The 26,933-nt window shown below is 40.2% G+C and carries 31 protein-coding genes and 1 pseudogene; 22 read left to right on the top strand and 10 right to left on the bottom strand.

Features of this window, described 5'->3' with window-relative positions; all coding sequences use genetic code 11:
- Positions 1 to 51: 51 nt before the first annotated feature.
- On the bottom strand, positions 52 to 1,062 hold the full coding sequence (locus tag ACXI0A_RS14825; RefSeq protein WP_476151032.1) for a Zn-dependent oxidoreductase: 1,011 nt from the start codon (positions 1,060 to 1,062) through the stop codon (positions 52 to 54).
- A gap of 219 nt (positions 1,063 to 1,281) precedes the next feature.
- Here ACXI0A_RS14825 and ACXI0A_RS14820 point away from each other — a divergent pair, with 219 nt between their 5' ends.
- The 9 genes from ACXI0A_RS14820 (at position 1,282) to ACXI0A_RS14780 (ending at position 5,538) form a co-directional block, all read left to right on the top strand.
- The gene (locus ACXI0A_RS14820; RefSeq protein ID WP_476148013.1) at positions 1,282 to 1,389 is read left to right on the top strand and encodes a helix-turn-helix domain-containing protein; all 108 of its coding nucleotides are present in this window, start codon (positions 1,282 to 1,284) and stop codon (positions 1,387 to 1,389) included.
- Positions 1,390 to 1,737: 348 nt separating this feature from the next.
- Positions 1,738 to 1,995, top strand: coding sequence for an AbrB/MazE/SpoVT family DNA-binding domain-containing protein (locus ACXI0A_RS14815; protein WP_476148015.1), 258 nt, complete (start codon positions 1,738 to 1,740; stop codon positions 1,993 to 1,995).
- The gene (locus ACXI0A_RS14810; RefSeq protein WP_034824863.1) at positions 1,996 to 2,328 is read left to right on the top strand and encodes a type II toxin-antitoxin system PemK/MazF family toxin; all 333 of its coding nucleotides are present in this window, start codon (positions 1,996 to 1,998) and stop codon (positions 2,326 to 2,328) included.
- A gap of 308 nt (positions 2,329 to 2,636) precedes the next feature.
- Entirely contained in the window at positions 2,637 to 3,572 is a 936-nt protein-coding gene (locus tag ACXI0A_RS14805; protein WP_476148016.1) for a DUF6387 family protein, read from the top strand.
- Positions 3,573 to 3,721: 149 nt separating this feature from the next.
- Positions 3,722 to 3,910, top strand: a complete 189-nt coding sequence (locus tag ACXI0A_RS14800) for an AlpA family phage regulatory protein (RefSeq protein WP_476148018.1) — start codon at positions 3,722 to 3,724, stop codon at positions 3,908 to 3,910.
- A gap of 33 nt (positions 3,911 to 3,943) precedes the next feature.
- The gene (locus ACXI0A_RS14795; RefSeq protein WP_476148020.1) at positions 3,944 to 4,243 is read left to right on the top strand and encodes a hypothetical protein; all 300 of its coding nucleotides are present in this window, start codon (positions 3,944 to 3,946) and stop codon (positions 4,241 to 4,243) included.
- A 22-nt stretch (positions 4,244 to 4,265) separates the two neighbouring features.
- Positions 4,266 to 4,481, top strand: coding sequence for a hypothetical protein (locus ACXI0A_RS14790; RefSeq protein ID WP_476148022.1), 216 nt, complete (start codon positions 4,266 to 4,268; stop codon positions 4,479 to 4,481).
- 30 nt (positions 4,482 to 4,511) lie between these two features.
- Positions 4,512 to 4,760, top strand: a complete 249-nt coding sequence (locus tag ACXI0A_RS14785; RefSeq protein WP_476148023.1) for a hypothetical protein — start codon at positions 4,512 to 4,514, stop codon at positions 4,758 to 4,760.
- A 535-nt stretch (positions 4,761 to 5,295) separates the two neighbouring features.
- Entirely contained in the window at positions 5,296 to 5,538 is a 243-nt protein-coding gene (locus ACXI0A_RS14780; protein ID WP_476148025.1) for an H-NS family histone-like protein, read from the top strand.
- A gap of 217 nt (positions 5,539 to 5,755) precedes the next feature.
- Here the strand turns inward: ACXI0A_RS14780 and ACXI0A_RS14775 are convergent, their stop codons facing one another.
- The 4 genes from ACXI0A_RS14775 to ACXI0A_RS14760 form a co-directional block, all read right to left on the bottom strand.
- Positions 5,756 to 6,805 carry a DNA (cytosine-5-)-methyltransferase gene (locus ACXI0A_RS14775; RefSeq protein ID WP_476148027.1) on the bottom strand — a complete coding sequence of 350 codons (1,050 nt, stop codon included), beginning with the start codon at positions 6,803 to 6,805 and terminating at the stop codon, positions 5,756 to 5,758.
- Positions 6,806 to 6,827: 22 nt separating this feature from the next.
- On the bottom strand, positions 6,828 to 8,669 hold the full coding sequence (locus ACXI0A_RS14770; RefSeq protein WP_476148029.1) for an AAA family ATPase: 1,842 nt from the start codon (positions 8,667 to 8,669) through the stop codon (positions 6,828 to 6,830).
- A gap of 247 nt (positions 8,670 to 8,916) precedes the next feature.
- Complete coding sequence (locus ACXI0A_RS14765; RefSeq protein ID WP_476148030.1) at positions 8,917 to 9,279, bottom strand: hypothetical protein; 363 nt, start codon at positions 9,277 to 9,279, stop codon at positions 8,917 to 8,919.
- Complete coding sequence (locus tag ACXI0A_RS14760; RefSeq protein WP_476148032.1) at positions 9,266 to 9,778, bottom strand: replication/maintenance protein RepL; 513 nt, start codon at positions 9,776 to 9,778, stop codon at positions 9,266 to 9,268. Before ACXI0A_RS14760 ends, ACXI0A_RS14765 begins: the two co-directional genes overlap by 14 nt.
- A 1,706-nt stretch (positions 9,779 to 11,484) precedes the next feature.
- Here ACXI0A_RS14760 and ACXI0A_RS14755 point away from each other — a divergent pair.
- The 3 genes and pseudogenes from ACXI0A_RS14755 to ACXI0A_RS14745 all read left to right on the top strand — a co-directional run bounded on the left by ACXI0A_RS14755 (position 11,485) and on the right by ACXI0A_RS14745 (position 13,126).
- A complete protein-coding gene (locus tag ACXI0A_RS14755) occupies positions 11,485 to 12,051 on the top strand; it encodes a replication/maintenance protein RepL (RefSeq protein ID WP_476148033.1) in 567 nt (188 codons plus the stop codon).
- Between the two features lie 190 nt (positions 12,052 to 12,241).
- Positions 12,242 to 12,454: pseudogene (locus ACXI0A_RS14750) on the top strand (transposase); the annotation flags it as partial.
- 204 nt (positions 12,455 to 12,658) lie between these two features.
- On the top strand, positions 12,659 to 13,126 hold the full coding sequence (locus ACXI0A_RS14745; RefSeq protein WP_476148035.1) for a DUF2846 domain-containing protein: 468 nt from the start codon (positions 12,659 to 12,661) through the stop codon (positions 13,124 to 13,126).
- Positions 13,127 to 13,428: 302 nt separating this feature from the next.
- Here ACXI0A_RS14745 and ACXI0A_RS14740 read toward each other — a convergent pair whose 3' ends face one another.
- Positions 13,429 to 13,818, bottom strand: coding sequence for a VOC family protein (locus ACXI0A_RS14740; RefSeq protein WP_476148036.1), 390 nt, complete (start codon positions 13,816 to 13,818; stop codon positions 13,429 to 13,431).
- A 351-nt stretch (positions 13,819 to 14,169) separates the two neighbouring features.
- Between ACXI0A_RS14740 and ACXI0A_RS14735 the strand changes: the two genes are divergently transcribed.
- From ACXI0A_RS14735 to ACXI0A_RS14725, 3 genes are all read left to right on the top strand, one after another.
- Positions 14,170 to 14,454 carry a hypothetical protein gene (locus ACXI0A_RS14735; protein WP_476148037.1) on the top strand — a complete coding sequence of 95 codons (285 nt, stop codon included), beginning with the start codon at positions 14,170 to 14,172 and terminating at the stop codon, positions 14,452 to 14,454.
- A 67-nt stretch (positions 14,455 to 14,521) separates the two neighbouring features.
- Positions 14,522 to 14,935 (top strand): hypothetical protein, encoded by a 414-nt coding sequence (locus ACXI0A_RS14730; RefSeq protein WP_476148039.1) that lies wholly within the window; start codon positions 14,522 to 14,524, stop codon positions 14,933 to 14,935.
- A gap of 4 nt (positions 14,936 to 14,939) precedes the next feature.
- Entirely contained in the window at positions 14,940 to 15,308 is a 369-nt protein-coding gene (locus tag ACXI0A_RS14725; RefSeq protein WP_476148040.1) for a hypothetical protein, read from the top strand.
- 79 nt (positions 15,309 to 15,387) lie between these two features.
- Here ACXI0A_RS14725 and ACXI0A_RS14720 read toward each other — a convergent pair whose 3' ends face one another.
- From ACXI0A_RS14720 to mobQ, 3 genes are all read right to left on the bottom strand, one after another.
- Complete coding sequence (locus ACXI0A_RS14720; protein WP_476148042.1) at positions 15,388 to 15,924, bottom strand: hypothetical protein; 537 nt, start codon at positions 15,922 to 15,924, stop codon at positions 15,388 to 15,390.
- A 116-nt stretch (positions 15,925 to 16,040) separates the two neighbouring features.
- The gene (locus ACXI0A_RS14715) at positions 16,041 to 16,664 is read right to left on the bottom strand and encodes a hypothetical protein (RefSeq protein ID WP_476148044.1); all 624 of its coding nucleotides are present in this window, start codon (positions 16,662 to 16,664) and stop codon (positions 16,041 to 16,043) included.
- Between the two features lie 208 nt (positions 16,665 to 16,872).
- Entirely contained in the window at positions 16,873 to 18,288 is a 1,416-nt protein-coding gene (gene mobQ / locus ACXI0A_RS14710; RefSeq protein ID WP_479485264.1) for a MobQ family relaxase, read from the bottom strand.
- 416 nt (positions 18,289 to 18,704) lie between these two features.
- Here mobQ and ACXI0A_RS14705 point away from each other — a divergent pair, with 416 nt between their 5' ends.
- From ACXI0A_RS14705 to pilV, 6 genes are all read left to right on the top strand, one after another.
- Positions 18,705 to 19,259 (top strand): hypothetical protein, encoded by a 555-nt coding sequence (locus ACXI0A_RS14705; RefSeq protein ID WP_476148048.1) that lies wholly within the window; start codon positions 18,705 to 18,707, stop codon positions 19,257 to 19,259.
- 184 nt (positions 19,260 to 19,443) lie between these two features.
- The gene (traD, locus tag ACXI0A_RS14700; RefSeq protein ID WP_150325340.1) at positions 19,444 to 19,908 is read left to right on the top strand and encodes a conjugal transfer protein TraD; all 465 of its coding nucleotides are present in this window, start codon (positions 19,444 to 19,446) and stop codon (positions 19,906 to 19,908) included.
- The gene (locus tag ACXI0A_RS14695) at positions 19,901 to 20,257 is read left to right on the top strand and encodes a hypothetical protein (protein ID WP_476148050.1); all 357 of its coding nucleotides are present in this window, start codon (positions 19,901 to 19,903) and stop codon (positions 20,255 to 20,257) included. Before traD ends, ACXI0A_RS14695 begins: the two co-directional genes overlap by 8 nt.
- Before the next feature lie 193 nt (positions 20,258 to 20,450).
- On the top strand, positions 20,451 to 20,828 hold the full coding sequence (locus tag ACXI0A_RS14690; protein WP_476148052.1) for a hypothetical protein: 378 nt from the start codon (positions 20,451 to 20,453) through the stop codon (positions 20,826 to 20,828).
- A gap of 528 nt (positions 20,829 to 21,356) precedes the next feature.
- Positions 21,357 to 21,932 (top strand): type 4 pilus major pilin, encoded by a 576-nt coding sequence (locus ACXI0A_RS14685; protein WP_476148054.1) that lies wholly within the window; start codon positions 21,357 to 21,359, stop codon positions 21,930 to 21,932.
- 204 nt (positions 21,933 to 22,136) lie between these two features.
- Positions 22,137 to 23,681 carry a shufflon system plasmid conjugative transfer pilus tip adhesin PilV gene (gene pilV, locus ACXI0A_RS14680; RefSeq protein ID WP_476148055.1) on the top strand — a complete coding sequence of 515 codons (1,545 nt, stop codon included), beginning with the start codon at positions 22,137 to 22,139 and terminating at the stop codon, positions 23,679 to 23,681.
- Between the two features lie 229 nt (positions 23,682 to 23,910).
- Here the strand turns inward: pilV and ACXI0A_RS14675 are convergent, their stop codons facing one another.
- Positions 23,911 to 25,638, bottom strand: a complete 1,728-nt coding sequence (locus tag ACXI0A_RS14675) for an HD domain-containing phosphohydrolase (protein WP_476148057.1) — start codon at positions 25,636 to 25,638, stop codon at positions 23,911 to 23,913.
- A gap of 552 nt (positions 25,639 to 26,190) precedes the next feature.
- Between ACXI0A_RS14675 and ACXI0A_RS14670 the strand changes: the two genes are divergently transcribed.
- Complete coding sequence (locus ACXI0A_RS14670; RefSeq protein WP_476148059.1) at positions 26,191 to 26,910, top strand: EAL domain-containing protein; 720 nt, start codon at positions 26,191 to 26,193, stop codon at positions 26,908 to 26,910.
- The last annotated feature ends 23 nt before the right edge of the window (positions 26,911 to 26,933 follow it).

Genomic DNA, 26,933 nt, shown 5'->3' with positions numbered 1-26,933 from the left:
ATTGGCCGGCGGGTACGCACCGGATTAAGGACACCTGGTGTGAAGATTAACTTAACCCATGTGCAGAATCACTTTGCAGCAGGTGCGCGGATCTTTTTCGAACAGCGTCATCGCTTTTTCAATCTCGGCCAGCGGGAAATAGTGGGTGACTAATTTCTCTGGCTGAATCTGACCTTTCTCCATCCACTCAATCACCTGCGGGAAGCGATTGCTGTTGAGACGTGAAGTGAACAGCGACAGCTCTTTGCTGGTTAACGCCTGCTGCGTGATGCTGCAAGGTTCACCGGAGAAGCCCAACAGGCCAATACGCGCTGCCGGAGAGGCGAGGGCGGCGGCTTCGGCCAGAATGGTCGGATGGCAAGCGGCATCAATGATCAGTGTTGGCTGCACGCCTTCCAGCTGCGCGGCCAGCGGGATGTCGCTGTTATTGAACACCTGATCAGCGCCATTCTCCTGCGCCAGCGCCAGTCGTTCCGGCAGACGATCCACCACCAGCACTTTTTCCACGCCGTAGACGCCTTTAAGCACCTGAATCGCGGTTAAGCCCATCGGGCCTGCGCCGTAAATCAGCGCCACGTCATTGGCCTGCGGTTTGAGGAAGGCGGTGATATTGGCCGCGATGGTGAAGGGTTCCACCAGGCTGGCGAGTTTGTCGGGAATGGAAGCAGGCAGAGTAAAAGCGTTTTTCGCCGGCGCCACCGCGAATTCGCTGAAGCCGCCGTCACGATGCACACCAATCACCTGTAGCTCTTTGCAGACGTTCGGGCGGCCGATGGAGCAGGGATAGCAGTGTCCGCAGCTGACTACTGGATCCACCGCCACACGCTCGCCGATACGCGCGGCATCCACGCCTTCACCCACCGCATCGATTAAGCCGAAGAACTCGTGGCCAATCACGCGCGGGTATTTGGCGAACGGATTGTGACCGTGCCAGATGTGCACATCAGAACCGCAGATACTGGCAAACTGCACTTTTACGCGCACTTCACCTGCGGCAGGTTCTGGCAATGCACGTTCCGCCAGCACCAATTCACCCGGTTGTTCAATTACGACACTTTTCATCATTTACTCCTTGCCAGCGCACGCGCAATCGGTGGATTTGGCATCAACGGGAATGCAATGATGAAAAAATACGCCTGCAAATACTACCATACAAGTCGGCGTTAAAGAGTTGTGAAGAGAGTCACAGAGTGCAGGGAGGGGGAGCGAAGAACTGTGGCATTTTGGGGGATGGACAGGGGAAATTGGTGTGGTTCTTAAATCTTCAACGCATGCAGATATTTGAGATTTTCAGCAAGACATCTGTTTCAGCTGCCCAAAAGCGAAAGATTGATTGCTGAAGCGTTCGACTTCGAGCCTGGAAAAATCTGGCCTTCACGCTGCCGCTGATGCTCCCCCGAAGTAGCTCCGATCCGGAAGCCGCCTCGCATTTCATTTATCTGAACCGCCATAATCCTTTAAACCGTAAAAACAGTTTTCTATTATCGGGCTTCTTTGTTACGCGCTAAGCTCCTACCTGTATGAAATGCTTCATGACCTGAAAGAAGCGCCTGATGTATCAGGACGGTCGCCGTTTTACCGGCAATGCCGCCTTTGAAAACTGCCGGGTCTGCCCTTTGATGGATTACAGCTTTTTTCACGCTTTATGACGAAAAGGAAATCACCATGAATCTGATGAATAATTGTGCACAGCCCGTCATGGATGTTATATTAAAATATAATATTAGGAGGTGCTCTATGTATACCACTCGCCTGAAAAAGGTTGGCGGATCCATCATGTTGGCGGTTCCTCCCGCCGTGCTCAAAACGCTGGAGCTGTCGACGGACAGCGAAGTCGGCATGACCATTAATAATGGCTGCCTGATTATTGAACCCCAGAAACGGCCTCATTATTCTCTTGAGGAGCTGCTGGCGCAATGCGATCCGCACGCCGAAATCAGCGAAGAGGAACGGGAATGGATTGATGCTCCTGCGGTGGGCAAGGAGATCCTTTAGATGGACAGAGGGGAAATCTGGCTCGTTTCACTGGATCCGATTGCAGGCCACGAGCAAAGCGGAAAACGTCCGGTGCTTATCGTATCGAAGGCATCGTTTAACAAGCTGACCCGGTTACCCGTTGTTGTTCCCATCACCAGCGGCGGAAACTTTGCTCGTACGGCAGGTTTCACTGTTTCACTGGAATGGGCAGGAACAAAAACGATGGGCGTTATTCGCTGCGACCAGCCCAGAACCATTGATATGGCTGCCCGGAACGGCAAGCGGCTGGAACGCATACCAGACGCTGTGGTGAATGAAGTGCTTGCCAGGCTGGATGCTATTTTGAGTTAACGGCAGGACCCAGAAAAGCAAAAAGCCTGCTTCAAAAGCAGGCTTTTCAAATTTGGCTCCTCTGACTGGACTCGAACTTCATTTGTAACTCCTACTGTTATTGGGTTTGAAAAGCTTATCTGATTATTTACCAGCATTTTTACCAACATTATTCAATCTGTATGGGTAAAAAGTCAATTATATTCAATTGATTACGTCAGTTTACGTCAGTAGACATCACAGTGAATTGCTACCTCATAAAATCAAACCTGTCAACTTTTGGAAACCGCTGTCGTATAGTAAAAACCTGTTTATAAGAGGGATTGCAGATGGCAACAGCAGCAAAAAAAGTTGAGCTAACAAAATGGTTTAAGCCTGAAAACTATGTAGTTTTAAAAGACATCACTGTGATGCAACTTTGCCACGAGATCCGTAGAAGAAAGGCGATGTTTGCTGAACTGGAAGAAGCCCTTGCAAGCGATGAGCCTGAATGGTGTGTGAGCCAGGCTAATCCTGAAGAAAGGGATTTGATTCTCTCAGGGAAGCCCTTGTTAGCCTCTAAGCCAACAGACGACGATGGCAACGCTTATGAAAGTGATCAGCATGTCAAGCTTATGACTGCTGGTAAGCTTTATCAGTTGGAAGGGTATATCAAAGAGACAGGATTATTAGACTACGGAGAAGAAACTGTAACATTCCACACAGAAAAAAACAGGGCCAGGTTGCAGCAACCTATCCTGCGATACCAACAGATACGTGCTCAGCAACTGATTGAATCTCGGAATCTTACTGATGAACAGAAAAAGAACCTTGTTCGAAGGGCAGGAAGTGTAATTAATCTGGAAATTGATATAAGTATATCAACAGATGATCAAATCATTGAGTCAATGCGCTATCTGTTAAACCGCTGGCGTAAGCACACTGGAATCAAACCCAAAGTAAGCCAGCAGAACTATGGTTTTGGTGAAGTGATGGTTCAAAAGATTGTCGATTTTCGAGTCATTCCCATTTTAGACCTTCTTTATCATGCCAAATCAAATAACTACAAGCTCAGCGACAAGGACCTGGAACAGCTTCTCTACCGTTGGGGCATGGAAGAGTGCCGTGATCAGGTGCAAATCAAAGAAACAGACAGGCCACTTGCTAATAAAGCACTTACCAACGAATTTGATAATCTCTTCACCATGTTTTTGTATAAAAACAGGCACTTAACGGATGTAAAGGTAAGCGAAGTGTACAAGCTGAATGAGAAAAAAGAAATATAATATGAAAGTCAAGGGGTGAGAGAAATAATCTTATCCCCGTAAACAACCGTCTCACAGATCCCCAGAAACACTCCGTCAATTCCATCAATTTTTTCAAATACCCCAATCTCCGATAATTCTCCTCGTCGAAACAAACAGGAGAAATAAACATGAATAAAAAATTAATACGAATGCACGAAGTCCTTAACAGGACAGGATTTTGCAGGGCATGGATTTATCGTCTTATTAAACAGAAACGTTTTCCTGAACCAATAAAGATCGGTGAAAGAGCTATTGCCTTTATAGAAAGTGAAATCGATAGCTGGATAGATAATCTAATCAACAGTGCAAGATCTTAAATTAAACTATTAAAAACAATAGAGGAATAAAAAATGAATAAAGATAAATATTACGAAATGATTCATATGACTTCTTATATCATTAAGGAAGGGCATGAAGAAGCTAAAAGAGTACTGTCATTAACAGACGAAGAATTAAAAGAAAATATTCGATTAATAAATCCTATTATTGAAATCATGGTAATTTCTTCATTGGAACAAAAGTATGGAAAGAAAACAACAGATGAATTCTTTAATATTTTGAAAAAAGAGACAAAGGAGGATGTCGACAGACATATTCAAGATATGATTCTTAAGGGTGACGCAGTAGCAGTTAAACAAAAAAACAAATAACACTAACGATAAGGGTAATTATATGAATAAAGAACTAATGAAAGAAATGGAAGAAGTTGTGGCAGAGTTTTCAGTTGAGTTTTTAAAAGAAGTGTATGAGCAATTCGATTACACAAATAATGACGTGGCAAATAATATCGGAGGGTCATATGACGCAATGCGTGAAGGTGCTGAACTGATTTTGACGTTAGTATATGGGATAGAAGCTACGGAAATTTTTAACAACGAAGTAATTTAAATAACAAACCATAAAATAAGGGGAATTAATATGAAAGAAGAACTATTTTTAGAAATGGCAGACGTACTTCAGAAGCAAATGAGAGAAACAATAAGAGAATTGAAACAAGCATATAATATCAGAGGAGAAGAGTACATGAAGAGACATGCTGAGTTCTTTCCGTATATTCATTTGCAAGCTGAAAATAAGCTTATAGAACTGTATGGAAGAAAAAGGACAAAGCAGTTTCAAATTCAGCTTGAAGAATGTGACATAACTGTGTTGAGGGTAAAAAGATAAGGGGGTAATAAATGATCTGTAGAAGCAATATTTTTAATATCCGGAGTAGATAAACCGAAAAAATAAAAGAGCAATTGCAAGTGTGATTGAAAGTGATCAGTTTGTTTAAACTAGACAATTAATCATGGTCTATAAACGCCATAAAGATGGCGTTTGTCTAAAATAAATAACAGGAGTAATATCAATGGTTATTTTTAATATAAAAAGCTTGTGTTTTAAAATAGAAGTCAATGTTTTTGACGAATTCTATGAAGAAGAGCTAAGAAAGGTGGTTAAGCGTGGACTGGATAAATGGATTTCGGACACAAGGATCTGGAAACGAACCAATAAACAGAAAAAACGTCTGACAAGATAGATTTGCAGGATTATTTAAATAAATATGCGATTAAGGAATCGCATGCTAATGCTGTAGAAGTGAAGGTTAAGATAGTGTGGGATATGCCGTAGGACAGTCAATAGTCTGGAATAGCCCGGAAACGAGCGTCCTTTACAGCTCAAAATTTTCAATTGCTAAAGATATATTCAAAGGATAAAAATGATGGATGAATTTCATATACTGTACCAGTACAGAAAAATCCAACAAGCCGCTGCCACCACAGATATCAAAACGCTTGAACAGGTTCTGGTTAAGTTCAGAAAGGTGGTAGCTGAAAGGCAAGTAGAGTACTACGCAGAAATCGGAGAAGAGGTGGCACGTCAGATAAAACTGAAGAAAATCCTTGAACAGATGGAGCGGGATGGGGTATCTGTTGAGGATTTGTTGCTTGATCCTCGTTGAACGGGGTAGCCTCTGGGGAAGGTCTGCTAGGTGCCAAAAGCGGAATTTATTAACTTTCACATTATATTCCTAACTAGGAAGCAGATCACTCAGATTTATGAGAAGAGCAGGAAAAATAAGTAATTATTTAACGGGCACAAACAGAGAACCAAGTCGTGACATGCGACACAAAGGTCAAGTTATCACCAACGCTCAAAAAAACTGTTAAATACCCCCCTCATACAAGAGGGGTAGAAATCAGTTTAATGATTTGCTTAGCAATAGCTTCAGACATTTTAGGTGGAACTGCATTACCTATTTGCCGGGCGCGGGATTGTAGAGACCCAGTGAATAAATAATCCATTGGGAATGTCTGTAAACACGCAGCTTCTCTTAGAGAAAGGGCTCGATTCTGTACGGGATGTCCGAAACGTCCGTTTGAGTAACTTATACAACGAGTTGTAAGGCCACTTGCGGGCTTATCCCAAGATAATCTTCCATAGACATCCGTATGACCTTTGTGATTTTGATGGCACTTTAATACAAGATTTGGAGGCCAAGCTTCTCGGCCACCACCTTCAGGTGTAGCCTTTATTCGTTGGATATTCAGATCTGTAAGCCTAGCAGATTCATGATCAGATATAGTGGCATGTTTCGCTCCTGCTACTATCGGAGGAAGATTTCCAATCCATTCTCGAACTGTAGAGTATGGGGTATGCTGAGTACCATGTGTTTTGACTGGCAATTCGACCTTATAATTTTTTGAAGCAAGCAAAACCAATCGCTCACGTGTTTGAGGCACTCCGAACCAAGCTGCCGGAATTATTTTGAAATCTACAGAGTAACCATTTTCGATTAATGTATTGAGAAATTGTTTGAATGTACCTTCATTTTGATTAAATTTCTGAAGGCCAGGAACATTTTCTACAAATACAAAATCTGGCAAATAATAAGTTACAAAGCGGCAAAATTCAGACAGAAGATCCAAACGCGGATCGTCCTCTTTTTTGTTAGAATTTTGTTTTGAGTAAGGTTGACAAGGTGCGCATCCAGAAAATAAAGTGTATCCGTCATTTTTTCCTATATTAAATAGATGTGAAATAGCATCACAACTAATAGTGCGGATATCATCGTTGACGAATGCAGCCTCAGGAAAATTTAACCTAAACGATTCAGAGGCATCTCTATCAAAGTCAAGTCCGAAGACGACATCGAGACCGGCTTGCCTGAACCCTTGGCTTGTCCCGCCGCATCCTGAAAAAAAATCAAACACTTTGATTTTTGTCATTTTTTTACACCTGCAACTAAATCTATTTAATGATACCACGATCAACTGCCTGGGTAAGTATCTTTCTTATGGATGTCATAGGTTGAGAATCCAACTTTAGTTTGGAAAGCATTGACTTTTGAAAAAAGAAAATTTCTCTGCTGTCAACATCTTCTTGTCCCAAAAATTGCTGAGTAAGAAAAGCTATTTGCTTTTTATATATTTCCACATCGGTTAAATCCCACTTCACTTTCCCTAAGGCTTCAGTTTGTTCAATTGTACAACAATTCTCAATTAACAATTTTTCGGGCGTTTCAAATGGTAGATAAAGAACTTTTTTGAAGGCGTAATCTAATGCACACCGTCTCAAAACTATTAATTCTTTATTATTTGCAACATTTTTAGCTCCACTGGCATTAACCATTAATTCGCACCCAAAACACTCTTTCATTTTATTAACTAAATCTGCATCAGATACAGCTTCAATTTTAGGGAATTTTATCTTTGTATTTTTATCACCATCGAGCAAAAACAAAACATCACTCCGTCCAACAACTGCATGGCTTGGTAGGTGCTTACCTAAAATTGCTTCTGCACCGCCCGGGACATATTGAACGTTGAACGAGTTCTTCAGACTAGGTTCATTTTGAATTGCACGTAGAATAACTTCTCTTGCGAGTTTATCTTCAGTTATTATTGTTCTTTCAGATAAATCATGCCCCAGTTCTACAAATGCTTCATCAGGCAATATATTTTGTGCTATTTTTGCACTCTCAGTATCTTCATCATAAATGAAAAGCTTAACTGCTTCTTTAGGTAGCATGTTTACCAAAACAGGTGAGTGCGTTGACAAAACAACTTGATGCTTTTTCTTGTTCACGAGACTGTAAATAAGTTCCATCATCCTTTTCTGAGCGCCCGGATGCAATGAAACCTCTGGTTCATCAAGAAGTATTAATGATTTATCTTTTGCAGAAAATAAGTTCATCACTAAAGACACAACGGCGAACTCCCCGCTTCCAGCATATGCTTCAGTATAATTAAGTTTGTCCGTAGATAGCATTGCCGTTCCACCTCTAGCGCCCCATAAACGGTGCTCAAGGAATTTAATGCTTTTATATTTTCGTCCTAAAATATATGAAACTTTATCTACTTGTTCTTTTTTTAAAATCACATTTTTAACAATAACATCAGAATTCCATAATCGCAAAGTTTGTAAATTATCATCAAACGCCTTTTTAATATATTTTGATTTGCTTCTAATATAATCTTGCTTGGTGAGTTTCTTTCCACTTTTGAGTGTCTTAACTTTATAATCAGAATGGTACATGCATCGATCAAATGCGCTAATTTCGGATCTAAAATCTAAATATACCAACCCTTTTTTTATTTTTTTCCACCGTGTAGCATTGCTCTCAGCACCAGAAACCTGTGATACGCTATCCATATTATCACTTACTAATGGTCGGCTTGTTTCCCAATAATCAAGAGATTGTTTCGTCGCATTGACTCTTGTTTGAAGAATTTCAATGGTTCGCTGTTCAGAATTTTTATATCCATAAATATACCTTGGTTTGAGTACTGAACCGTCGTCTCGAACTAAATCCGGCACATCATCAGTTTCAGTAGTGAACCAGTACCTAGTTATGTTTTTGCCATGTGGGCATCCTAATAATGCCTTTATCACAGAACTTTTATTTGTTCCGTTTTGCCCCACCAACGCAGTTATTGGGAAACTGAAATCGATTCTCGCATTTAATTCTAAGTTTTTGAAGTAAGGAAAACGAATATGCTGTATGAAGGGTTCAAACTCACCACTCTCCATGCTGCGGTTAAAATTTCGACGATGTTCAACCAATAGCCGATTACTCATTTTGTATCCCATATACATTCCGTTCCATTTGTACGGATATGATATGAATTTTGGATGTTGTGTGAAGGAAAAGTTTGAAATTTAAGGTGGGGGAACTCACAAAAGAGTAAGTATATACCAAGTAAATATGTAAGTACCCCGGTAAAACCGACTATTCACTCTTAGCTATCCATCGGTTGAACTCACAGCTCAAAGCAGCCAGTCAGGCTTAAAAATCGACAGGTGTCTTGTAGTTGCTCAGTACTGTGTTGATGGCTGATTATGGACAGAACCGCCCGTTATCAAAAAGATCAGCCAAAACGTCTTCCAGCACTTCCGGTCGCCACTGGCAGGACAGGTAAAGCTCTTCTGGCTCGACTTTACCAGTGAGATCGTCACGGACTACTGCAACAACAGTGCTGAAAATATGGTCTTTGTATGACAATAATTTTTCTGTGTTCAGAAAATGGAATTGACGTTCGGAGAAAATTATTCTCAGGTAGTTCAGGTAATTATCTGTGAATTGGTCATGGTTGAGGCCATTGACAGAATAGTAGCGAATTAGTGATTCGGTTATGACATGAGCTATGCCATCTTCGTTATTGTGCATGTTCAGTATTGTTTTTATTTCATTGTTTAGCATTTTTATCTCCATTTTTTATTTTTATTTCCTCGATAAATCTGGCTCTGTCGCCGTTAAATACCACAGCAGGGTTGATATAATAAATATATTTGGATTTACTGGGCGCTATAATTTTCTTATCGATAAGCTCTTTTATGCCACGGTAAAAGACAGGATTGGATAAATTGAAATCGCATTGACTTGCTATCTCTTTTGCTGTTTCAAAATTCATATAAACCTGGTCTTTGCCAATGGCGTCAGAAATAGAAAACAGAAATATATAAAAGAGCTTATTACCGGTCAGAGACAGATCAAAGAGGACACGGATCTTGGAAATAAAAAGCTTAACGAATTTCTCTTTATCGACTTCCTGTATAGAGTGTATGACTCTTTCATATCGATCTCCCTCTGGTGATTCAAATTTTTCTCCACGAGCTATTGTTCTTCTTTTATCTTTCGTTTCGATCTCAATGCCATTTTGCAAGATAAATGGATTTTTATCATAGATGTTGTTATTCATTATATTTCCTTTTTTATTATTATAATATCCATATATAACTATAATTATTAAAATGTCAAATATATTTTGAAGCGTTTTCTTCATTTTAATGTTCAGAAATGAAGTGAAATACAACAAACACGAAGAGAAAAAGAACAAACCCGAAGAAAGATCTACAAACCCGAAGAAAAATCAACAAACATGAAGAAAATGACTTTTTAATTTATTGTTTTATAAGAATATTTCTCTCTTAAGAAGTATAAGAAATATAAGATCTAAGAGGACAATAAGAAACCATGTGCGTTTAACCGCACTAACGGGTTTCGTCGGAGAACGTATTTATAGAGAGAGGAATTTTCTATGTGAATAATAACGTCATGTTATTAATGTTATGTTTTCCTATAACTATTTCACGGTTTTAACCGCTAATACTGGAAAAAGTTTACTTAAACTGGACGTTCCGCCAGTTTTTTTATGGCTATGGAAAACAATTTTCTTAATTATATTATTCAAAACCCAGCACAACCTCAGTGTTGTGCCATTGGGGTTAATGGAAAACTGAGATATCCCTCTTTTATTCATTAACAAACAACATAACAGAGCATTTGCTTCTTTGCCTCTGAGGGGCAACCAGCAATGCCTGTATGGGCTGTTATATGAAATAGTAAGGTTTTACCTGTCTTATTTAAAATAAACCGTTACAAGCTTTCCTGTCAGACTTTATGAAGGGCATGGTTTTTCAGAGCCTCATGTTCGCTTGCTCACATTACGCAAAATTAAAAAACCTTGAGTAAATGGCTGGTCTTGATTTCGCTAATGCGCTCAATCGCTGGCTCTCGCCCTTTAGATTTAAATTTTAAAACAGATTTTCTTCACCTGATGAAGTAATTTACTTCATTTTTTATCCTTAAAACGAAGAAAGTTCTTCATGAGATGAAGAAAATAGATTCAATCAGAAAAATAATGCAATTTAAGTCGTCAGTGCGCGTGAGCGCATAGCGGTTTTGCTGACGGCAGGAAGCAAAAACAAGATAGCGGCCTCTTATCGAGGGTTTTAGGGTTTTGTCTTAAAGCAGTATATGAGCAAGCGAATATACTGCACAGAAAACCTGATTATTAAATTTAAAACACTGGATAGTAACCATATCGAGCAAGTCCTCGATATGGTGCGTAAAACTAACAGGAAAAGTGAGTAGTTACGTCCCGGCCTGCTGGTTGCCCCCTCGAAGGGCAAAAAAGCATAGACCAGGGACTATGAGTTTTTCTATAAAAAGAAAATTATGATCAAACTCTTTGAACCCAATGACGCAACCTTAGTAGCGTATGGTTTTATAAGAAAAGATAAAACCCTAAGTCACGGCACAACAGCCGTGTTGGGTTATTTAAAATAAAAGGAAAACCGTCAATTTTTTTGCCTTATAGAAACAATGAATATAACCAGTCGCTTCGCTCTATATTAATAATGAAGAAGGAAAGTGCTTCCAGGCCAGCTATAGCTGAAAACCAAGTTCGCGATCTGGGGACTTAAAGTCCGCGGTTTCGGGACTTTAATCGAGAATGATTCTTATTTGAAGGAGTGAAGTTCATTTTTATGCAGTATTCTCATACTTCATGTGTCGAGTCATAAAACTTTAAGTATTATTTATTTTGTAATAAATGGACTTCAAGTATTGACTAATAAAATAATTGTGTTAATTAAAAACCATAAAAATAAAAAAGGAAAAATAATGACACAAGAAATACTAAATAAATCAAGAAGAGGACTGGAACGCCATGTGAAAAACCCATTCATTATGTCAGCAAGTAATAATACAAAGGGCGGTGTCAGGAGGAACTCTACAGGGAAAGATAAACTCCTGGTGGTAAATGAAAATACAGGGGAGTGTTTAGGCGGGGCAGGATTTTTCCAGTATCAGGAAGTCGATAAAACACAATTTTTAAAATTATATGTGAATGGTGTCAAAGCGATTACGGAATTATCTTCCGCCGGAACAAAGGTATTCGAAATACTTTACAGAGCAATGCAAGAGCAGAAGGATACCGACACGATTTTAATGTCTTATGATATTGTGGATAAAACCGTTGTTAAAATATCAAGAACAACCTATTTCAAAGGTATGAAAGAGTTAGTAGAAAAACATTTCATAGCAGAAACAATGATCCAGAACTATTACTTTATCAACCCTGACTTCATGTTTAATGGTGATCGTCTGTCATTTGTTAAATCGTACATATTAACAGAATCGAAGGCTGGCAACAGAAGGGCAAAAGGCAAGGTTATAGAGGGGCACTGATATTGTTTTATCAGAGGCTAAACCAGGCAAAATAGTAACCCTTTCTGAACAAGCTATACGATACCTGCATGTGAGGGCAAGTCCAAGTTCACTCCTGAACAACACATCATGATTTTTGCTGGCCTGTTCTTTGTTGATGAATACACCACGATGTCAGTAATGTCTTCATGAGCAACATGAGGGTATCCCTATGAAGAAACGTTTTTCAGAAGAACAGATTATCAGTATCCTCGGCGAGGATGAAGCCGGGGTTCCGCCCGTGGCTCTGCCACCAGCCTGCTATCTCCGACACTACTTTCTATATCTGGCGTAAGAAGTATGGCGGCATGGATGTGCTTCAGGCGGCTCTTGGACGAAAGTATTGACGCCAGACCAGAAGCAGGAAGCTGTAAAAGCCATGTGTACGGTGTATTGGTTCAGACTTGACCTGACAGCTTTCTCGTACAGCACACAATCAAATATGACAGTCGGCTATGAGCGAGCAGCAGACATTGACGACATCAAGATGAACATTGATGTGGTCGTAATTCAATGCTTCCCTTGGTGACATATGTGTAAAATAAGATTATTCTCATCACGCTGTTTTACTTAACTCCATGAGAATTATATGAATAAAATAATATTCGCAGTAGTCATTCTTTCCTCATTGCTTCTGGGGGGCTGTGCGTCGGTTCCTCTGGCCAGTAATGCTGAAACCGCGACGGCTAAGTCATTCCCGGTTCCGGAAAATGGCAAAGCCGGTATTTATGTATACAGAGACAGCTTTGTCGGCAAAGCGTTAAAAAAGGATGTGTATCTTGACGGGCGCTGCCTTGGTGAAACAGCCGACAGAGTTTTTTTCTATCAGCAAATATCGACCAGCCAACCACATACACTGGGAACCGAATCCGAGTTTTCACCTAATAATCTGACACTCAATGTCACGTCAGGGAAGAACTACTTTGTTCGTCAGTACATTAAAATGGGCGTTTTTGTTGGTGGTGCTGGACTTGAGCAGGTTTCTGAAAACGAAGGGATGCGCGTCGTTTCTAAATCTGAAGTTAAGTTAGCTGTGCCAGGTCATTGCAATAACTGATCGGTGGAAAAGCTAATATCCAGCCCGCATCAGGGCTGGATATCATTCGCTGGCCGGTTTGACTGTATGGTTAAGGTTTTGCAGACACCTCTTCCACTTTATCCTTTTGATTTTCGAATTATTGACCCTGACCCGAAATCTTGCTCGATTCAGAACCAGAATTCCGGCATGACTGACCCGCTCCCTATTCATTAGACCGTGGTGTTAGCAATGTCCGCTCCTGGCACAGACCTGCCTTTCAGATTAGGTTTAGCCTGTGCCGTAACAGTGTCAGATTAAATCGTGGTTAATACATGTGAGACTTACCCCCACTGTCGATTCTGTATAACTGTCCTGTATCCGTCGTGATCCTGAAAAGTCATACCATCAACATTCCAGTAAGGATTAAAAGAACCCACCCTGATAAATCCGGCCTCGTCCATTTTTTCACATGCTGTCTCCCACAACACTCTTTCCGGCACATACAGAACCAATAAATCCTCTTCTGTAGGGGAAGGAGATACCGGATGATGGCCGCATTGGGTAAATTCCAGATGCCAGCCCCAATCAGAGCGTCCTAACATGCATCCGCTAAAACCTGCGTGATCGGTAAAGGAGCCCAGTTTTTGCAGGTTCATCCCATGACAGTACATTTCACAACTGATGTTTAAGTTGCTGGCAGGCCGTGCGATACGCAGATGATGAGAATTCATGGATTATTTCTCCGGTATTATATGTCCTTCACCTCAATCTACCATGACATTTGGTTGCTGGCCGTCTCCTTCTGTTCCGGTAGCCTTCACAGACAAATCCCTGTTAAACCCTGCCCAAATCGCCACTCTTATTGATCTGTTAAATCGATCAATAATTTGTGATTGATAGTTATTACCGATTAATAAAGCGCTATCGATCGGTTATTAATTGCTTTAACAGATCAATAAATAAATATTGATAGGTTATAGCTATCATTTGTTTTGAGTTTGATCGATAAAAACGATATGACAGCACCTTGCTTCAGATCAATTATATCAATTACTTAGATAGTAAACGGTGAGGGAAAGAACATGTCTGAATGCCCATTTTGCAGGACAGCGGTACAGCAGGGTGCATCTGTATGTCGTGGTTGTGGCGCTGAAAAGGTACAGGGTTACGTCAGCCAGCAAACGATAAAGTTTTTAGCGGTAGTGGGGACGATACTGGGTATCCCCACCGCTTTCTTTGTTGCTTTTGCTACACATTCGACACCGCTTATGGTTGTTGTCTTGCTGGCAATGATACTCGGCCCCGTTCTGTTCCTGAAATTTAAAAATAAAGACAAGATCTCCTGGATCAGACCCACCGCTCGTTAATTTTGCCAGCATCAGGGAAGCCACAATATGTGTTATCCACTCAGCAATGTGCCATTCAGGAATCAATATGTTTAAAAAAATCGGTGTGATCGTAGTCGTAAGTTTTTCTGTCCTGGCAGGAGGCTGTGCACAGGTCAGCTCGCTCACGGGAGCGCCACAATCAACGGATGATTTATCAGGTAAGATCAAGGTGGGCAAAACGACACGAAGCGAAGTTATAAAAATTCTGGGTAACCCTGATACGGATAATACCATCAGCGGAAATGAAATTATGACCTATTCCATTTCCAACAGTTTTGGCAAGGCAAGTACGTTCGGAAGTGCTGCAAGCTCTGTAATGGGGTATATCCCTGTATTATCATCTGTATCAGGCTATGCGGCGCAGGCCACATCTGCGGCAGGGCGTATGTCAAAAACGAAACACGTCAATATAACCTTAAAAGAAAATATTGTTCAGAACATGGATATTATAGAGAATTAAAACAATGAAGAAAATTTTGCCTCTGTTATTCGTTTCATTTTGTTTTTCTGCTCATGGTGCAATGGACGTGTCCGGTATTAAGTTCTGCCAGATTTTACATAATAAAGCAGAAATGACAGCACGTGCAAAAACGCAGGGCATATCGAAAGTGCGCTTTATAAAAGAGGCGCGTATTGCTGACGATGCGGAGGATTACAGTCAGGACTTTTATAAAATGGAGCTGGCTATGATAGATGACACTTATAAAAACCCGACACTGACGCATTCATCAGATAACTATGAGAATATCAAGAAGTCGTCTCAGTATGGACTGGATGTTTTAGACCGATGTTTGCAGCGATATGGTAAAACAGATCACGTGATTTTTAACTGAATAATAAAGCAAAAGGGAGCCGTGACTCCCTTTGTTTTTATGGTAATGCCTGAAATTTTCATGTTTTAAAAATAAATCCTTATTTTATTTTTAATGTTTTTTTGTGCGAGGGTGATACTTCAGAAAGGTTGTTTTGGTTCTGGTAGAGTCTTGAGCTGGCTTCTTTCAAAGCAGAAAACCTGACAGCTCGTTTGAACTCATCGAGTACATATAAAACATCTTTTTTAAAGCCGGTAGCCCCCTGATCTAAGCCTGCTGCTTCTGCATACTCACGCGGTATCGTTGGAAGTGCATAAATATCTTTATATGCTTTTTTAATGATGCTTATTCGTGCGTCTTTATTTAATGATTTGATGTTATCAATACTTTCTTCTTCCATTTTTATTTCTTTTACATATACGCTTAATGATTTAAGAATGTCCTGTCTGTATCTGTATTCAGGAATGTCAGCATAGTTAAATCTTGTGGGGATCACATCAATTCTTCCTTTTATTTGAGTAATGAAATGGTTTTTCATATCCAGATGAAAACGTTCGTTATCTGACAATGATTTGTCTGGTTTTAGTATATTTAATAGTTCTATAAGTTCTGTATTATTAAAGTCCGAATAATTCATTTTTATATCCTCTTGTTGTGTTTTTATTCTATTATAGATCTCCTGTTTTTATTGTAAATAATCAGCATGTATTTAAAGGGATAAATGCACTGATAAATATATAATTAACACTCTGTTTACTCCGATAACTCATCAAGATGTTTAATTATGACGTCTTTATATATCCTGTTAAAACTTTCCGTGTTACCGTTGCGTTTATATTCATAGATAGGATTGTTGTCAAAGCTATGAGAACCTGCTTCCCACCAAAGCGCACTTTTATGTCCGAGATAGCAGAACAACACTCTGAATGATTTAGGTCTTACTGTGCTTTTAAAAGCAATATCAGCTTCGTTTTTGACGGATTTACAAAGCAGGTATATGAAAACAGGATATCCGGACGCGACATATTCCTTATACTGTTCCTGTACTTCACTTCTGAATAAGGCCAAATCAACGTTTTTTCTGTATTTTACTTCGATAAAGATGGCATTCATGATCGGATCGCCGTTGGGTTTTGGTGTAACCCGGGAGGCGATAAAATCAGGAAATTTGGAGTGAAAATTAAACACTTTGCCTAGGTAGGAACTGACATCATAGTTACGTGATTTCGCTACATGCTGAAGGTTTGCATAGAAGGGGGCCGTATGTTCTATCCCTGTACGCTCTACCTGATACCCCAGGGCGGAAAAATGGAGCATGGCAAGGTTTTCAGCAAAATCCCCACGCAGCCGATTGTGAAACCATTGGTCGTTGTTCATTGTCGATTCCAGGCATGTAAATTCTTACTTTGCCACGAACAAGACTTATCTATCAATACGTTGAAGAGTATTTTGTGCTCTGTGTGGTTATTGCGTGTTCTGACACACCGTCACGGAGACAGGGCAGGGAAACAATGGCGCTACCGTCCGCTGTGTGCCAGGTATAGTGAACTCATTGGCACCAGTACTTGATAATATTGTAGAAATGTCATTCATCTTTGCGCTTGCTGGAACCAAAACGAAGTTTAGGCAGTTTGAAACCCTTTGATTTAACAGGAACTTTACTTTCTTTTGGCAAAGGAGGAAATGCAACAGATGGGTTTGGCTTATTTGCTTCTGCTTTATTCTCAGGCTCGTAGTTGTAATTAGCTGTCAAAGATCTGGAAACCTCTACGGATTTACTTACAGTACTCATATCCTCCCATTGCCTGCGGGTTATCTTCAACTTCGTAACAGGATCAATCATGACTTCATCAAGAGGATCGACTACCGAAGGCACTGTAGGTTTTGGTGCTGTGCTATCAACAGGTTTTACTGTTTCCTGAGCAGGACGCTTAACCAACACACTCATAAAACTTTTAATAAAATCATACAGCTTGTGCAGATTGAGCTTACGCTTGCGCCTTAACAGTGGTGGTGTCGTAGATTTTGACATAACACCATAGTAAAGAGACATATCCTTTTGCTTCGCTTCTACGGGTTTAAAGCGGCGTTTTCTTTCCGGTATAACAAGTGCAGGCTGTTGTGGTGCTGGTTTCGCCTTAACGGTTTCGATACGGAAACTATCAAGGTTTACCGTAATGAAATGCCCTACATCACTGTTAAACAATTGCCTGAAATCATTAGCAGCCTGTTTTGCTTGTGCTGCCTGAACCTGTTCTGCGGCACGTAAAGTTTTGGCTCTCCTGGTATGCCATGACTTACGGTTGATTCGTGTCATTGCAGGGCGGTTAAGCTCAATGGACTTAGCCAGTTGTTCATTAGCGATATCCTGTCTTCCTGTTTCTTGCGCTGCCTTCGCAAGAGCAATAGCCTCTTCACGCTGTGCAGCTAGGGAACGGTGATCCATGCGATTCACAGAACCAGTACGTTCAAGCGCACGGTTAGACATTCTGGACCATGATGCACGCCACTCATCCATTAAATCATGCTCGTTCCAGCTTCTGTTCTTGTTGCCGAAACCTTGCGGTGTTATCTCACGCAGCGTCAGCATTACGTGAGCGTGAGGGTTATGACCATCAAGGTCATGAAAGGAGATATCGGCAATCATGCCCTTGCTGACAAAATTACGTTTGCAGTAATTTTTAACTAACGCGATTTTGGCATCGTTATCCAGCTCAACAGGAATAGCGATATCAAAATAACGTGAGAGCTGCGCATCTTTACGTTTTTCTGTTTTCTCAATTTCGTTCCACAACACAGAAGAATTTTCAACAATATTAAAAGGTGTATGTTCTGGTGCAAGAATGCAGTGGTGGAACAGGTCGGAACGATATGAATAATCGTACACGTCTCCGGTTCTGTCATCTTCTATTTTTGTTCTTGCGTTATATGCAGCAAGATAACAGGAAGATTTTCCTGCTGATCTTTTTAGCATATTAAACGATAAATGAAACATTGCCATACTACAAATATTACTCCTGTGTTTTAATTGGTTTTAAAGGCGTTGACCTTTGCTGGTTTTAGTTTTGCGCAAGAAAAACTCTGGTGTTGACTTTAAGGCCCCCGCCAGGCCCACACGTTGCGAAGCAATGTATAAGTGGGCATTGTCTTTATTTTTTATTCAGCTAATCGCCGAATCAAAATAAAACAATGGTTAAGGTTTACTCTGGTTTAAGCGCCGAAAAAAGAGGCGCGTAAGCTTAGGGGTAAAGGGATATAAGTCAATGACGGGATGTTTTCCTTGCTGGTATTAATAATATAACTCCAGATTCTATACTTGTAAAATTTGCCAGAATAAATATATATGGTAATTATCTTTTAGCGTCGAAAGAAGAGACGCTAAATTTTTTGAGATAAAAATATAACAACAGGAGTGATATGAATAAAATTATAAATGTAAATAACAATGAAAATGGAGAAAGCGATCTGGAAACGAAATGGTTTTTGATTGATTACAGCGAAAACAACGAAAACATGCGTATCAGATTAAAAGAAGGCACCGTGAAAGAGGCTTTTACTGCTATACGCAGCCAGTATGAACCTCAGTTGTTGGAAGCCAGCGAACAAACCCGTTTCAGAACCCTGTCAGGACGATACGGTAACGCTGTCTCTTCACTGAAAAGAAGCATCATGCAGGAACTGGTGATTATCGTGGCAGGGCTTTTCCTGCATTATTTCAGCATTGACAGTACATATGGCACAGCCAGAGAAGTTATCAGGGAACTGTTTGGCCTTTCGGTTAAACGTGAGGTGATTTTATCTTCCTTTGCATCAGACGGAAGGCTGGCAGACAGGAAAAGCAGGTGGTTCAGTATGCAACAGCATGAGAAATCAATGCTGTTCGACTGCTTTAATGGCGTGATTAATGCCGGAAAGCAATATGAAATGATAAAAAGACGTCTGGATATGCTGGTAGCAGCCACTAAACGATAATATAAAACAAAGAGATATATCCCTTTGTTTTACTGATAAACGGATTACTGAATAAGGAAAGCTATATGAAGATCAAACCCTTCATGGTTCTGGGAACGTTAGATGAAAGCACAATGATATTGCTGGGCCTCAATACAGTTTTATGGTGCTTAGTGATTGGATTTAATATTACAGGAGGAAGTTAATGGAAAGAAAAAATTTACAGCAGCTACTTGCGTCAGCACAGCAGGAACTGAACAGATTAACAACAAAGCAAAAGGCACTGACACGAAAAGAAAAAACGCATAAGAAAATCGTGCTGGGTGGTGAAGTGGCAAAGTATATGGGACTGGATATTGACCATGATGTGTTGGTTGGTTTTCTTCTGACTTTCGCCAGTTCGACAGAAGTACAACGCAAAACCTGGTTAAGTAACGGGGCCAGAGCCAGACAGCTTGATAATATGAGAAAAGAGCAGAAAAATAAATATTCCATCAAAAAAAATGACAATGAAAAACCAGAGGCTGAGGTTCCGGGTAAAACGCAGACTGCTGTTCAGCCTGATACAGTAAAAGAAGATACCGGGAAGGATAAAACACCACAGCTTAATAACACTTTTTCCGCAATGCTTGAAAAACAACTGACAGGGAAGAAAAATAAAAATGAATGAACTGACAGTTGAAGGTACAGAAAGCAATGATGAGGCTATCGCATCAGCAACAGATCATATAGCTTTTTATCTTTTCTCGGTTCTCTCGGATTGTTATCCGGAAATCGCTACATCTGAATTTGAAGCTTTTTTTAATGAAGAGTTTAAAATTGACATTGCAGCTTTTATTAAAAATTACAGAAAAAACATTGGGAACAGAATTGCTGTGTCTGGTAAAGAACTTGCTCAGGTTTATTCAAATCAGCGTTTTTATGAAAAACTATCCAGAGCACTTGAACAATGTAAAAAAGAAAAAGCAGATAAAGTAGTATTTACCGTTACGAACCAGATAAAAGCTTTTCAGGCTTAACCCTCATATAACGCTGAACAGACTAAAACTTGTTTTTGGCTGTGAAGGGTTGAGCAAACCCACCGGGTGCGGTAGCGACTGGAATCAGAATTATTTTTGCTAAATTAAACTTAAAAGCACTGTAAATGCGGACCTGGACGCGTTAATAAAATTATCAGGAGGTGAAATACAATTATTATGAAAAGGAGGTTTTATGGATATTTATATTGATCCAGAAATAAAAGGTCTTGTCGCTTTTATGAATCAAATGGGGTTTCGGACATATGCTTCATGTCAGGGACATGGGATTCCTGTCCACCGGGTTAAACCCTATATTGCATTCAGGGCTGATATAGATAAAGTAAAACAGTTAGAAAAAATACTGAGAATAGATTCCGAATCACCGTCACCAGTTCTGAACTGGGGATGGAGCATCAAAGGGAGTTTTGATGGTGATTTTGAACTGGTTTTTCGTCTTGCGCCAGAGAATCCCCGGATAATTTTTTCACGATATCGAAGGGGATCTCTGAGGAAGGATTTCAGCAATATTATAAAGCTGCTGGCCTCATTTGGTGAAACCCAGAAAATGTAACGGGTCAATAAATCCGGTATACCATAAGAAACCAACAACGACTGCTACAATCAGACCTGCAAAAGTTAGCTGATTTTGAAACTTTGTTTTTGCACGGTCAAATCCGAAAGGATCGGGACAGTTACAGCCATTACAGGAAGTTGCCATTGAACTTATTACTTTACCACAGTCAACGCATTGTCTCAGATTATCTGGCATACTCTTCTCTTGGTGTCTGAATCAGTATTGGTTTGTATGGTATCGGCGGGTTGTAGAAAAACTTTAAAATAAAATGCCAAAATTTATCAGGATGTGATTCTCAAAAATTTGACAATGCTTTAATTAAATTATACAACAAAACTACGAAGTAAAGTTATCCTCGCTTTATTAAACAATGAGGGTGCGCGTAAAGGGACTGGCAACAGTCCCTTTTTTCATGCAGGTAATCCGTTTGTCTGGAAAAAATAAGGAATGTCTGGCATCTCATTGCCCTTTATACAGGACCTATTATCTCTGTATTTGAACTTATAAAAATATGGAGATTTAAAAATGAAAAGAACATATCTTAGAAACAAACGAGGCTTCTCTCTTTTAGAACTTTTACTTGTACTGGGTATCATCGCCGCATTAGTTGTGGGCGCGTTTATCGTTTATCCCAAAGTGCAGGCATCACAGCGTGCAGAGGCCGAATCTAAAAATATCGCAACCATTCAGGCTGGTGTAAAGTCGCTTTATACCTCAGCATCAAGTTATTCAGGATTAACAAATACTGTTGCAGTTGGCGCGAAGATCTTCCCGGATAATATGTTAATAGGAACCGGGACATCCGCATCAGTAGTCAACGCATTCAAGGGTAATGTTATTGTTGGTGTTTCTAATGACAGCCCCTCCGGCGCAGAAAACTCATCTTTTAGTATAACTTATGTAGGTGTCCCGGCTGCTGAATGTGCAAAAATAGCCTCGGCTGCCGCAGGTAATTTCTACACTGTTTCAGTAGGGACGGGAACAGCAGCGGTGACGAGCGGAAATATCAGAAAGGCGGGGGGTGTTATTAATGTTGCTACGGCTGCAAGCGCCTGTAATGCAGGTGATAACGCTAATGCCATTACATTTATTTCCTTGTGATTATTTGTTTTTTGATGGCAGCGATTAAAGCTTTCTATTTTAAATTATTAAATCGTATTGACATTTTTAAAATAAATGATATTACGGGATAGTAGTAATCATTATTATTATTTCCTGTTCAGCCCCTTTCAAAGGGGCTTTTTGTTGACAATTTTTTAAAATGAATTATTAAAAATATAACAGAAAATAAAAAAGGAATAAATAATGATTAAAAATAAAAAAGGGTTCTCTTTGCTGGAGCTGATTTTGGTGTTAGGAATTGCATCGGCTGTTTCCTTTATGAAGTTTCAGGATTTAAAACAGCAACAGGAAAATATTCAGGCTAATGCGGTAGGGCAGCAGATTAAGCAGGTAGGTGATGCGGTAAATGGTTATATCAATATCCGCTACGATAAATTATCCACACTGACTTCTGTATCCTCTTCAACAGGCACGGACCCCGGCCCAAGAACCTGCTCAACGGCAGATAATACATGTACCATTACTTACCAGACATTGATCAATGAGGGATTACTTCCTACAACGTTTAACGGAATAAATACAAACCACTCTGCTTATTCCATCATCCTCAGACGATCAGGAAACTCGCCGAACTATGTTATTGACGGGCTTATTACCACCACCACGCAGTGGAAAGAAGGAGATAAGGTACGTTATGACTTGCTGGGTAAGGCAATGCAGGCCGCAGGTGTTGACAGTGGCATGACGAAAACAGCAGATCAAGTTGCCGGGTATAGCGGGCAGTGGACAGAACAGACGTCAGATTATAAGAATATTACCAATGCTGGTTTACTGGCTTATCGTGTGGGTTACAGCAGTGCCATGTATTCTGTTTATCTTCGTCGTGACGGAACGCTTCCCATGACAGGAGATTTTAATATGGGCGGTAAGAGTATTAATAATGCTGCGAACATCACTGCATCGGGGACAACCACATCAGGTACGTTAAAATCCACAGGGCCAACAGCCGTTGGTGGCCCGTTAACGGTTGCGGGGGCTTCAACCCTGGCTGGTGCAGTTTCAGCAGGTAATAACCTGACGGTGGCAGGCTCTACAAATCTGAAAGGTTCCACAACACTGAATTCCTCCCTGAACGTTGCCGGGGCGACAACGCTGGCTGGTATTGTAGCGGCAAATAATACGTTAACGGTTGCCGGGCCAACAAATCTGAAAAGTACTGCAACGGTTGGGTCCACACTGACAGTAGGCGGTGCGCTCAATGCCAACAACGCTTTAACGGTAGCAGGCGTCACTACGCTCAGGGGAGCTACAAATCTGTCTTCCACATTATCGGTTGCCGGAGGCAGTACTCTGACAGGTGTATTAACCGCGAAGAACTCCATCAATGCATCGGGTAACATTACATCGTCTGGTCAGGTCAAAGGTGCAACTGTTGCCTCTACTGGCCGAATGACAACAGGGGAGTATTTGCAGATTAATGGAACGGCTACCCTTAATGCAGCATGTTCCCCTAACGGGTTGCAGGGTAAAGATTCGACAGGGCGATTATTATCATGCGTAAGTGGCAAGTGGCAAAAATCCTCTACTGGTGGTTCCGCCTATTACAGAACGGGGCCTGATAGCAAGAGTTGTCAGAGAAGTAATCCCAATACAGGTGCATGTTCATGTGAGAGCGGGCAGGGAGCTTTTAATATAGGAGTAGTTCAGGACTGCAAGAATTACCACGGTCACGGTGATGACTGGACTGAATGTACAACAAAAGCAATTAATTATGCCTGTTTCAATTGATTCCATAAGTTTTCGTATCTTTGAATGATAATTCTTTACTTTCGAAATATATTTATGACTTTTAATCTAAGTTAAAGAACTGGTTAGAACAAACCTATGATTCGAGCATTGCTTTCCTGTGTGAGTAGCAATCGGGAAAAGAACGAGAAAAGTCCTTATTAAGAAAGCCTTCTTGTATTATATTTAAGGAGGCTTTTTCGCCCTATGATTAAAGCGGTTTTTAACGTTTTTAAACTTTAAAAACGTTGACTCCATAATTTATCGGGTTAACTATCCCTTCAAGTTTTCCAATTTGTAATAAATCACTTTTTGAAACGATGCTATTAATATTGCTGTCAGGGAATCGAAGATTTTTAACTATGTTTACCTTTACTGGCTCGCCTCTACCGTTTACGTCCATTACCCAGGCCAGAAAACCTCCACTGTATTTAGCTAATGTACCTATTGGGTTCGGTCCATATATCCGGATATATTCTACCAGGACAGCCTTATCATAGGCATTGCCGTATTCATTTATATAACGGTAGGCTTCTAATGGCGTGCGGGGCGGGATACCATTACGGGTATATATTAACTTATTGACGGCTTTGATTACAGAAATTAACCGAATTAAGTCCGGTAATTCATGATGGCGCTTCCCTTGCGGATAGCCTGTGCCGTCAAGTTTTTCATTAGCATTTTCAATTATATGACTGCATACCGTACTTGGTTCCCAGCCTAACTCTTTTAATTTTTCACACAGTGCCATCACATGGCCCCTGAGAATATTTTTTTGAGGCGGGGTCATGGTCACTTTCAGTGAGGGCAGTTTTTCGCTGATTAAGAGTGCCTTCCCCATCGTATGCAGCAAAGCTCCTAATACTGCCTCGCGTATCTGATGATTATAAGGATCGCGTAATAATAGTATATCAGCAAGCTGCCCTGCTACCTTTATAGCATGCCTAACCCAATCGGACTCATCCCGTAAAAAAGCAAGAGAATACAGAAAAATCTTTCGATCTTCTTTTAGCGAATTGAGCAATGTGTCAACACAACCATAAAAAATTTCGGCAGGGAATAGATTATGGTTTTTGATATACATCATACCAATCTGGAGTTGATGTGCCACATTGATCACATCCCGTTCAGCGGGAAGCTGGCGGGTAAGTTTTTCACGTTCCTGGATTTCGCGTTGCAGGATCTTTTTTTCCTTAACACCTGGAATGAACAGAGAAGAGGGCTGATCGATTTTATCGCTCGAGCCTGTCCGAAAAATAGCTTCCCTTTCTGATTCACTGACATAATGAAATAATGCTTCAGTTTGTGATGCAGATAAGTTAATAAACTGAATACCAACAGCAGCATAACCATGATTACCAAATGGGCGTATATGACGGATTTTACCCTCCGCCCAGAAAGTCTCTCCATTAGGGAATTCTAGCGTAATCCCCGGGATCTTCCGGTTTATGCTCAGAACAATGCAGTCCGACAGGTCAACGTCGATCATGCATCCCCCGACAGATAAGTTACGGACGTGCCCTGCAACTTTTAACTCTTGGGGGTATACTTCGATGCCTGCGCGTCCCTGCATACCAACAATAAATGGGATACGGATACCCCCTCTGTTTTCTTGTACAAATACGGATTCAGGAAGCTGACATTCAAGCTGATATTGCATACTATTTGTCTTAACGATATTGCAAGGAACATTACTAAGATTGTATGTCTCCCGTTCAACATTATGTGCACCTTTCATGGCTTCCACGTCAAAGTTTATTCCACTACTGGATAAGTATTTCTGGATATCCATTACTGGATACTCTAGCTCAAGCACCATACGTCCTGTAATTGGCTCTAAATCCATAACCTGTGCTGTCAGCGAAAAAGGTATCTCTTTGATATATATAGACAACGAGTGTTTATACTGAAGCAGCGAAGAAATCACTTTTGCTGAGGGGTTATTATGCTGTGCTATCATCTGGTATACCTTTTCACGCTATAGCTGTCTTTTCGCAGGACCGGCTATGTGTTTATTATAAATTAAAAAATATATGTAAAACTTACCATTTGGAGTTTTATGATGGTAAAAAAGAACATTGTGAGTGATTCCTGTCCCTCGCTCTGCTATTCATAACTTTTAATCTGCGTAAAGTGTCTTTATGCATTGCATGAGCATATCCTTCGGCGATGGTAGCTGTTGCTGTTCCAAAAACATCTTTAAACATTCGAAAACAGGGCGACAAACAATGATGTGTCTGTAATCACGCCAGCTAACCAAAACTTTTTGAAACTATATAGAATTCATTATGAATCCCCGGGTCACGGTAGTATCACTACTTTTCTGAACTTAATACCATATTGAAACTTGCAAGAATAGTGTATACCGATCAATTATGTTCATATGATAGGCGTTGGCTATTGAATGGGTGGTATTGATCGGTACAATCGATTTAACTCAGGCGTAACGTTGTATTATCATTAGTATAAAATATAACCATAAGCGCAAGCGGCGATACAGGATTTAAAACCTTTGGAGAAATATTGTATTCACAAGATTGTTTATCAGCCTGTTATGAATCTTCATTCTGGTGTGGTTTACAAGCTGGAAGCTTTATCAAGATTCTTCAATTTTCAGGGAGAATCTTTGCCCGTTAGTGATGTAATTAATGATCTGGAAAATACAGGTAATATAAAGAAAGCAACCTATTTTTTAATTGATTCAGTTATTGAATTTCTAGTAAAATCAAATGACAAGAAAATCAGTATTAATCTTTCACATCTTCTGTTAGATAATTATGAAATAATAAATTATATAGTTACTAAATGTTCAGAATACTCATTGGGTTGTTGCAGTATTGAGATTGAAATTAATGAAAAGATCTCATCTGCTGATTTAATAAATCATTTGGATTTTTTAAATTATATAAAGAAGTGCGGATTACAAATAGCATTGGATGATTTTGGCAGCGGTGTTTTACAAGAAAAAGACCTTAAAAATTATAGGTTTGATACAATCAAGATTGACCGCAGTATCGTTAATGGGATTGGAAAATCCAGAATGAAGCAGGAAAGGTTCTTACAAATACTTTTTTCCTGTCTTGATAATGGTGCTGAAGTTATTTGTGAAGGGATTGAAGATATAGAAGATCTTAAAATGATACCCTGCCACGAAAAAATAAACATTCAGGGATTCGTGTTATCGCGCCCGCTTTCTGAAAACGACATCCTAACTCTTTTCCCAGAAAGATAAATTTTTAAAATTTTCATTTAAAT

The sequence above is a fragment of the Pantoea sp. C1E2 genome, assembly GCF_056491465.1.
The sequence above is the reverse complement of the archived record's forward strand: the minus strand, read 5'-3'. Positions and strand labels throughout refer to the sequence as shown.

Coding starts and splice junctions, on each gene's coding strand:
- ACXI0A_RS14685 (WP_476148054.1), top strand. CDS start 21,357: ATGAAAAGAACATATCTTAGAAACAAACGAGGCTTCTCTCTTTTAGAA.
- ACXI0A_RS14795 (WP_476148020.1), top strand. CDS start 3,944: ATGAATAAAGATAAATATTACGAAATGATTCATATGACTTCTTATATC.
- ACXI0A_RS14675 (WP_476148057.1), bottom strand. CDS start 25,638: ATGATAGCACAGCATAATAACCCCTCAGCAAAAGTGATTTCTTCGCTG.
- ACXI0A_RS14780 (WP_476148025.1), top strand. CDS start 5,296: ATGATGGATGAATTTCATATACTGTACCAGTACAGAAAAATCCAACAA.
- ACXI0A_RS14745 (WP_476148035.1), top strand. CDS start 12,659: ATGAATAAAATAATATTCGCAGTAGTCATTCTTTCCTCATTGCTTCTG.
- ACXI0A_RS14695 (WP_476148050.1), top strand. CDS start 19,901: ATGAATGAACTGACAGTTGAAGGTACAGAAAGCAATGATGAGGCTATC.
- ACXI0A_RS14720 (WP_476148042.1), bottom strand. CDS start 15,924: ATGAATTATTCGGACTTTAATAATACAGAACTTATAGAACTATTAAAT.
- ACXI0A_RS14760 (WP_476148032.1), bottom strand. CDS start 9,778: ATGAATAACAACATCTATGATAAAAATCCATTTATCTTGCAAAATGGC.
- ACXI0A_RS14790 (WP_476148022.1), top strand. CDS start 4,266: ATGAATAAAGAACTAATGAAAGAAATGGAAGAAGTTGTGGCAGAGTTT.
- pilV (WP_476148055.1), top strand. CDS start 22,137: ATGATTAAAAATAAAAAAGGGTTCTCTTTGCTGGAGCTGATTTTGGTG.
- ACXI0A_RS14770 (WP_476148029.1), bottom strand. CDS start 8,669: ATGGGATACAAAATGAGTAATCGGCTATTGGTTGAACATCGTCGAAAT.
- ACXI0A_RS14765 (WP_476148030.1), bottom strand. CDS start 9,279: ATGCTAAACAATGAAATAAAAACAATACTGAACATGCACAATAACGAA.
- ACXI0A_RS14715 (WP_476148044.1), bottom strand. CDS start 16,664: ATGAACAACGACCAATGGTTTCACAATCGGCTGCGTGGGGATTTTGCT.
- ACXI0A_RS14705 (WP_476148048.1), top strand. CDS start 18,705: ATGAATAAAATTATAAATGTAAATAACAATGAAAATGGAGAAAGCGAT.
- ACXI0A_RS14775 (WP_476148027.1), bottom strand. CDS start 6,805: ATGACAAAAATCAAAGTGTTTGATTTTTTTTCAGGATGCGGCGGGACA.
- ACXI0A_RS14815 (WP_476148015.1), top strand. CDS start 1,738: ATGTATACCACTCGCCTGAAAAAGGTTGGCGGATCCATCATGTTGGCG.
- ACXI0A_RS14785 (WP_476148023.1), top strand. CDS start 4,512: ATGAAAGAAGAACTATTTTTAGAAATGGCAGACGTACTTCAGAAGCAA.
- ACXI0A_RS14735 (WP_476148037.1), top strand. CDS start 14,170: ATGTCTGAATGCCCATTTTGCAGGACAGCGGTACAGCAGGGTGCATCT.
- ACXI0A_RS14740 (WP_476148036.1), bottom strand. CDS start 13,818: ATGAATTCTCATCATCTGCGTATCGCACGGCCTGCCAGCAACTTAAAC.
- ACXI0A_RS14825 (WP_476151032.1), bottom strand. CDS start 1,062: ATGAAAAGTGTCGTAATTGAACAACCGGGTGAATTGGTGCTGGCGGAA.
- ACXI0A_RS14725 (WP_476148040.1), top strand. CDS start 14,940: ATGAAGAAAATTTTGCCTCTGTTATTCGTTTCATTTTGTTTTTCTGCT.
- ACXI0A_RS14690 (WP_476148052.1), top strand. CDS start 20,451: ATGGATATTTATATTGATCCAGAAATAAAAGGTCTTGTCGCTTTTATG.
- ACXI0A_RS14805 (WP_476148016.1), top strand. CDS start 2,637: ATGGCAACAGCAGCAAAAAAAGTTGAGCTAACAAAATGGTTTAAGCCT.
- ACXI0A_RS14755 (WP_476148033.1), top strand. CDS start 11,485: ATGACACAAGAAATACTAAATAAATCAAGAAGAGGACTGGAACGCCAT.
- ACXI0A_RS14810 (WP_034824863.1), top strand. CDS start 1,996: ATGGACAGAGGGGAAATCTGGCTCGTTTCACTGGATCCGATTGCAGGC.
- ACXI0A_RS14730 (WP_476148039.1), top strand. CDS start 14,522: ATGTTTAAAAAAATCGGTGTGATCGTAGTCGTAAGTTTTTCTGTCCTG.
- mobQ (WP_479485264.1), bottom strand. CDS start 18,288: ATGGCAATGTTTCATTTATCGTTTAATATGCTAAAAAGATCAGCAGGA.
- ACXI0A_RS14800 (WP_476148018.1), top strand. CDS start 3,722: ATGAATAAAAAATTAATACGAATGCACGAAGTCCTTAACAGGACAGGA.
- traD (WP_150325340.1), top strand. CDS start 19,444: ATGGAAAGAAAAAATTTACAGCAGCTACTTGCGTCAGCACAGCAGGAA.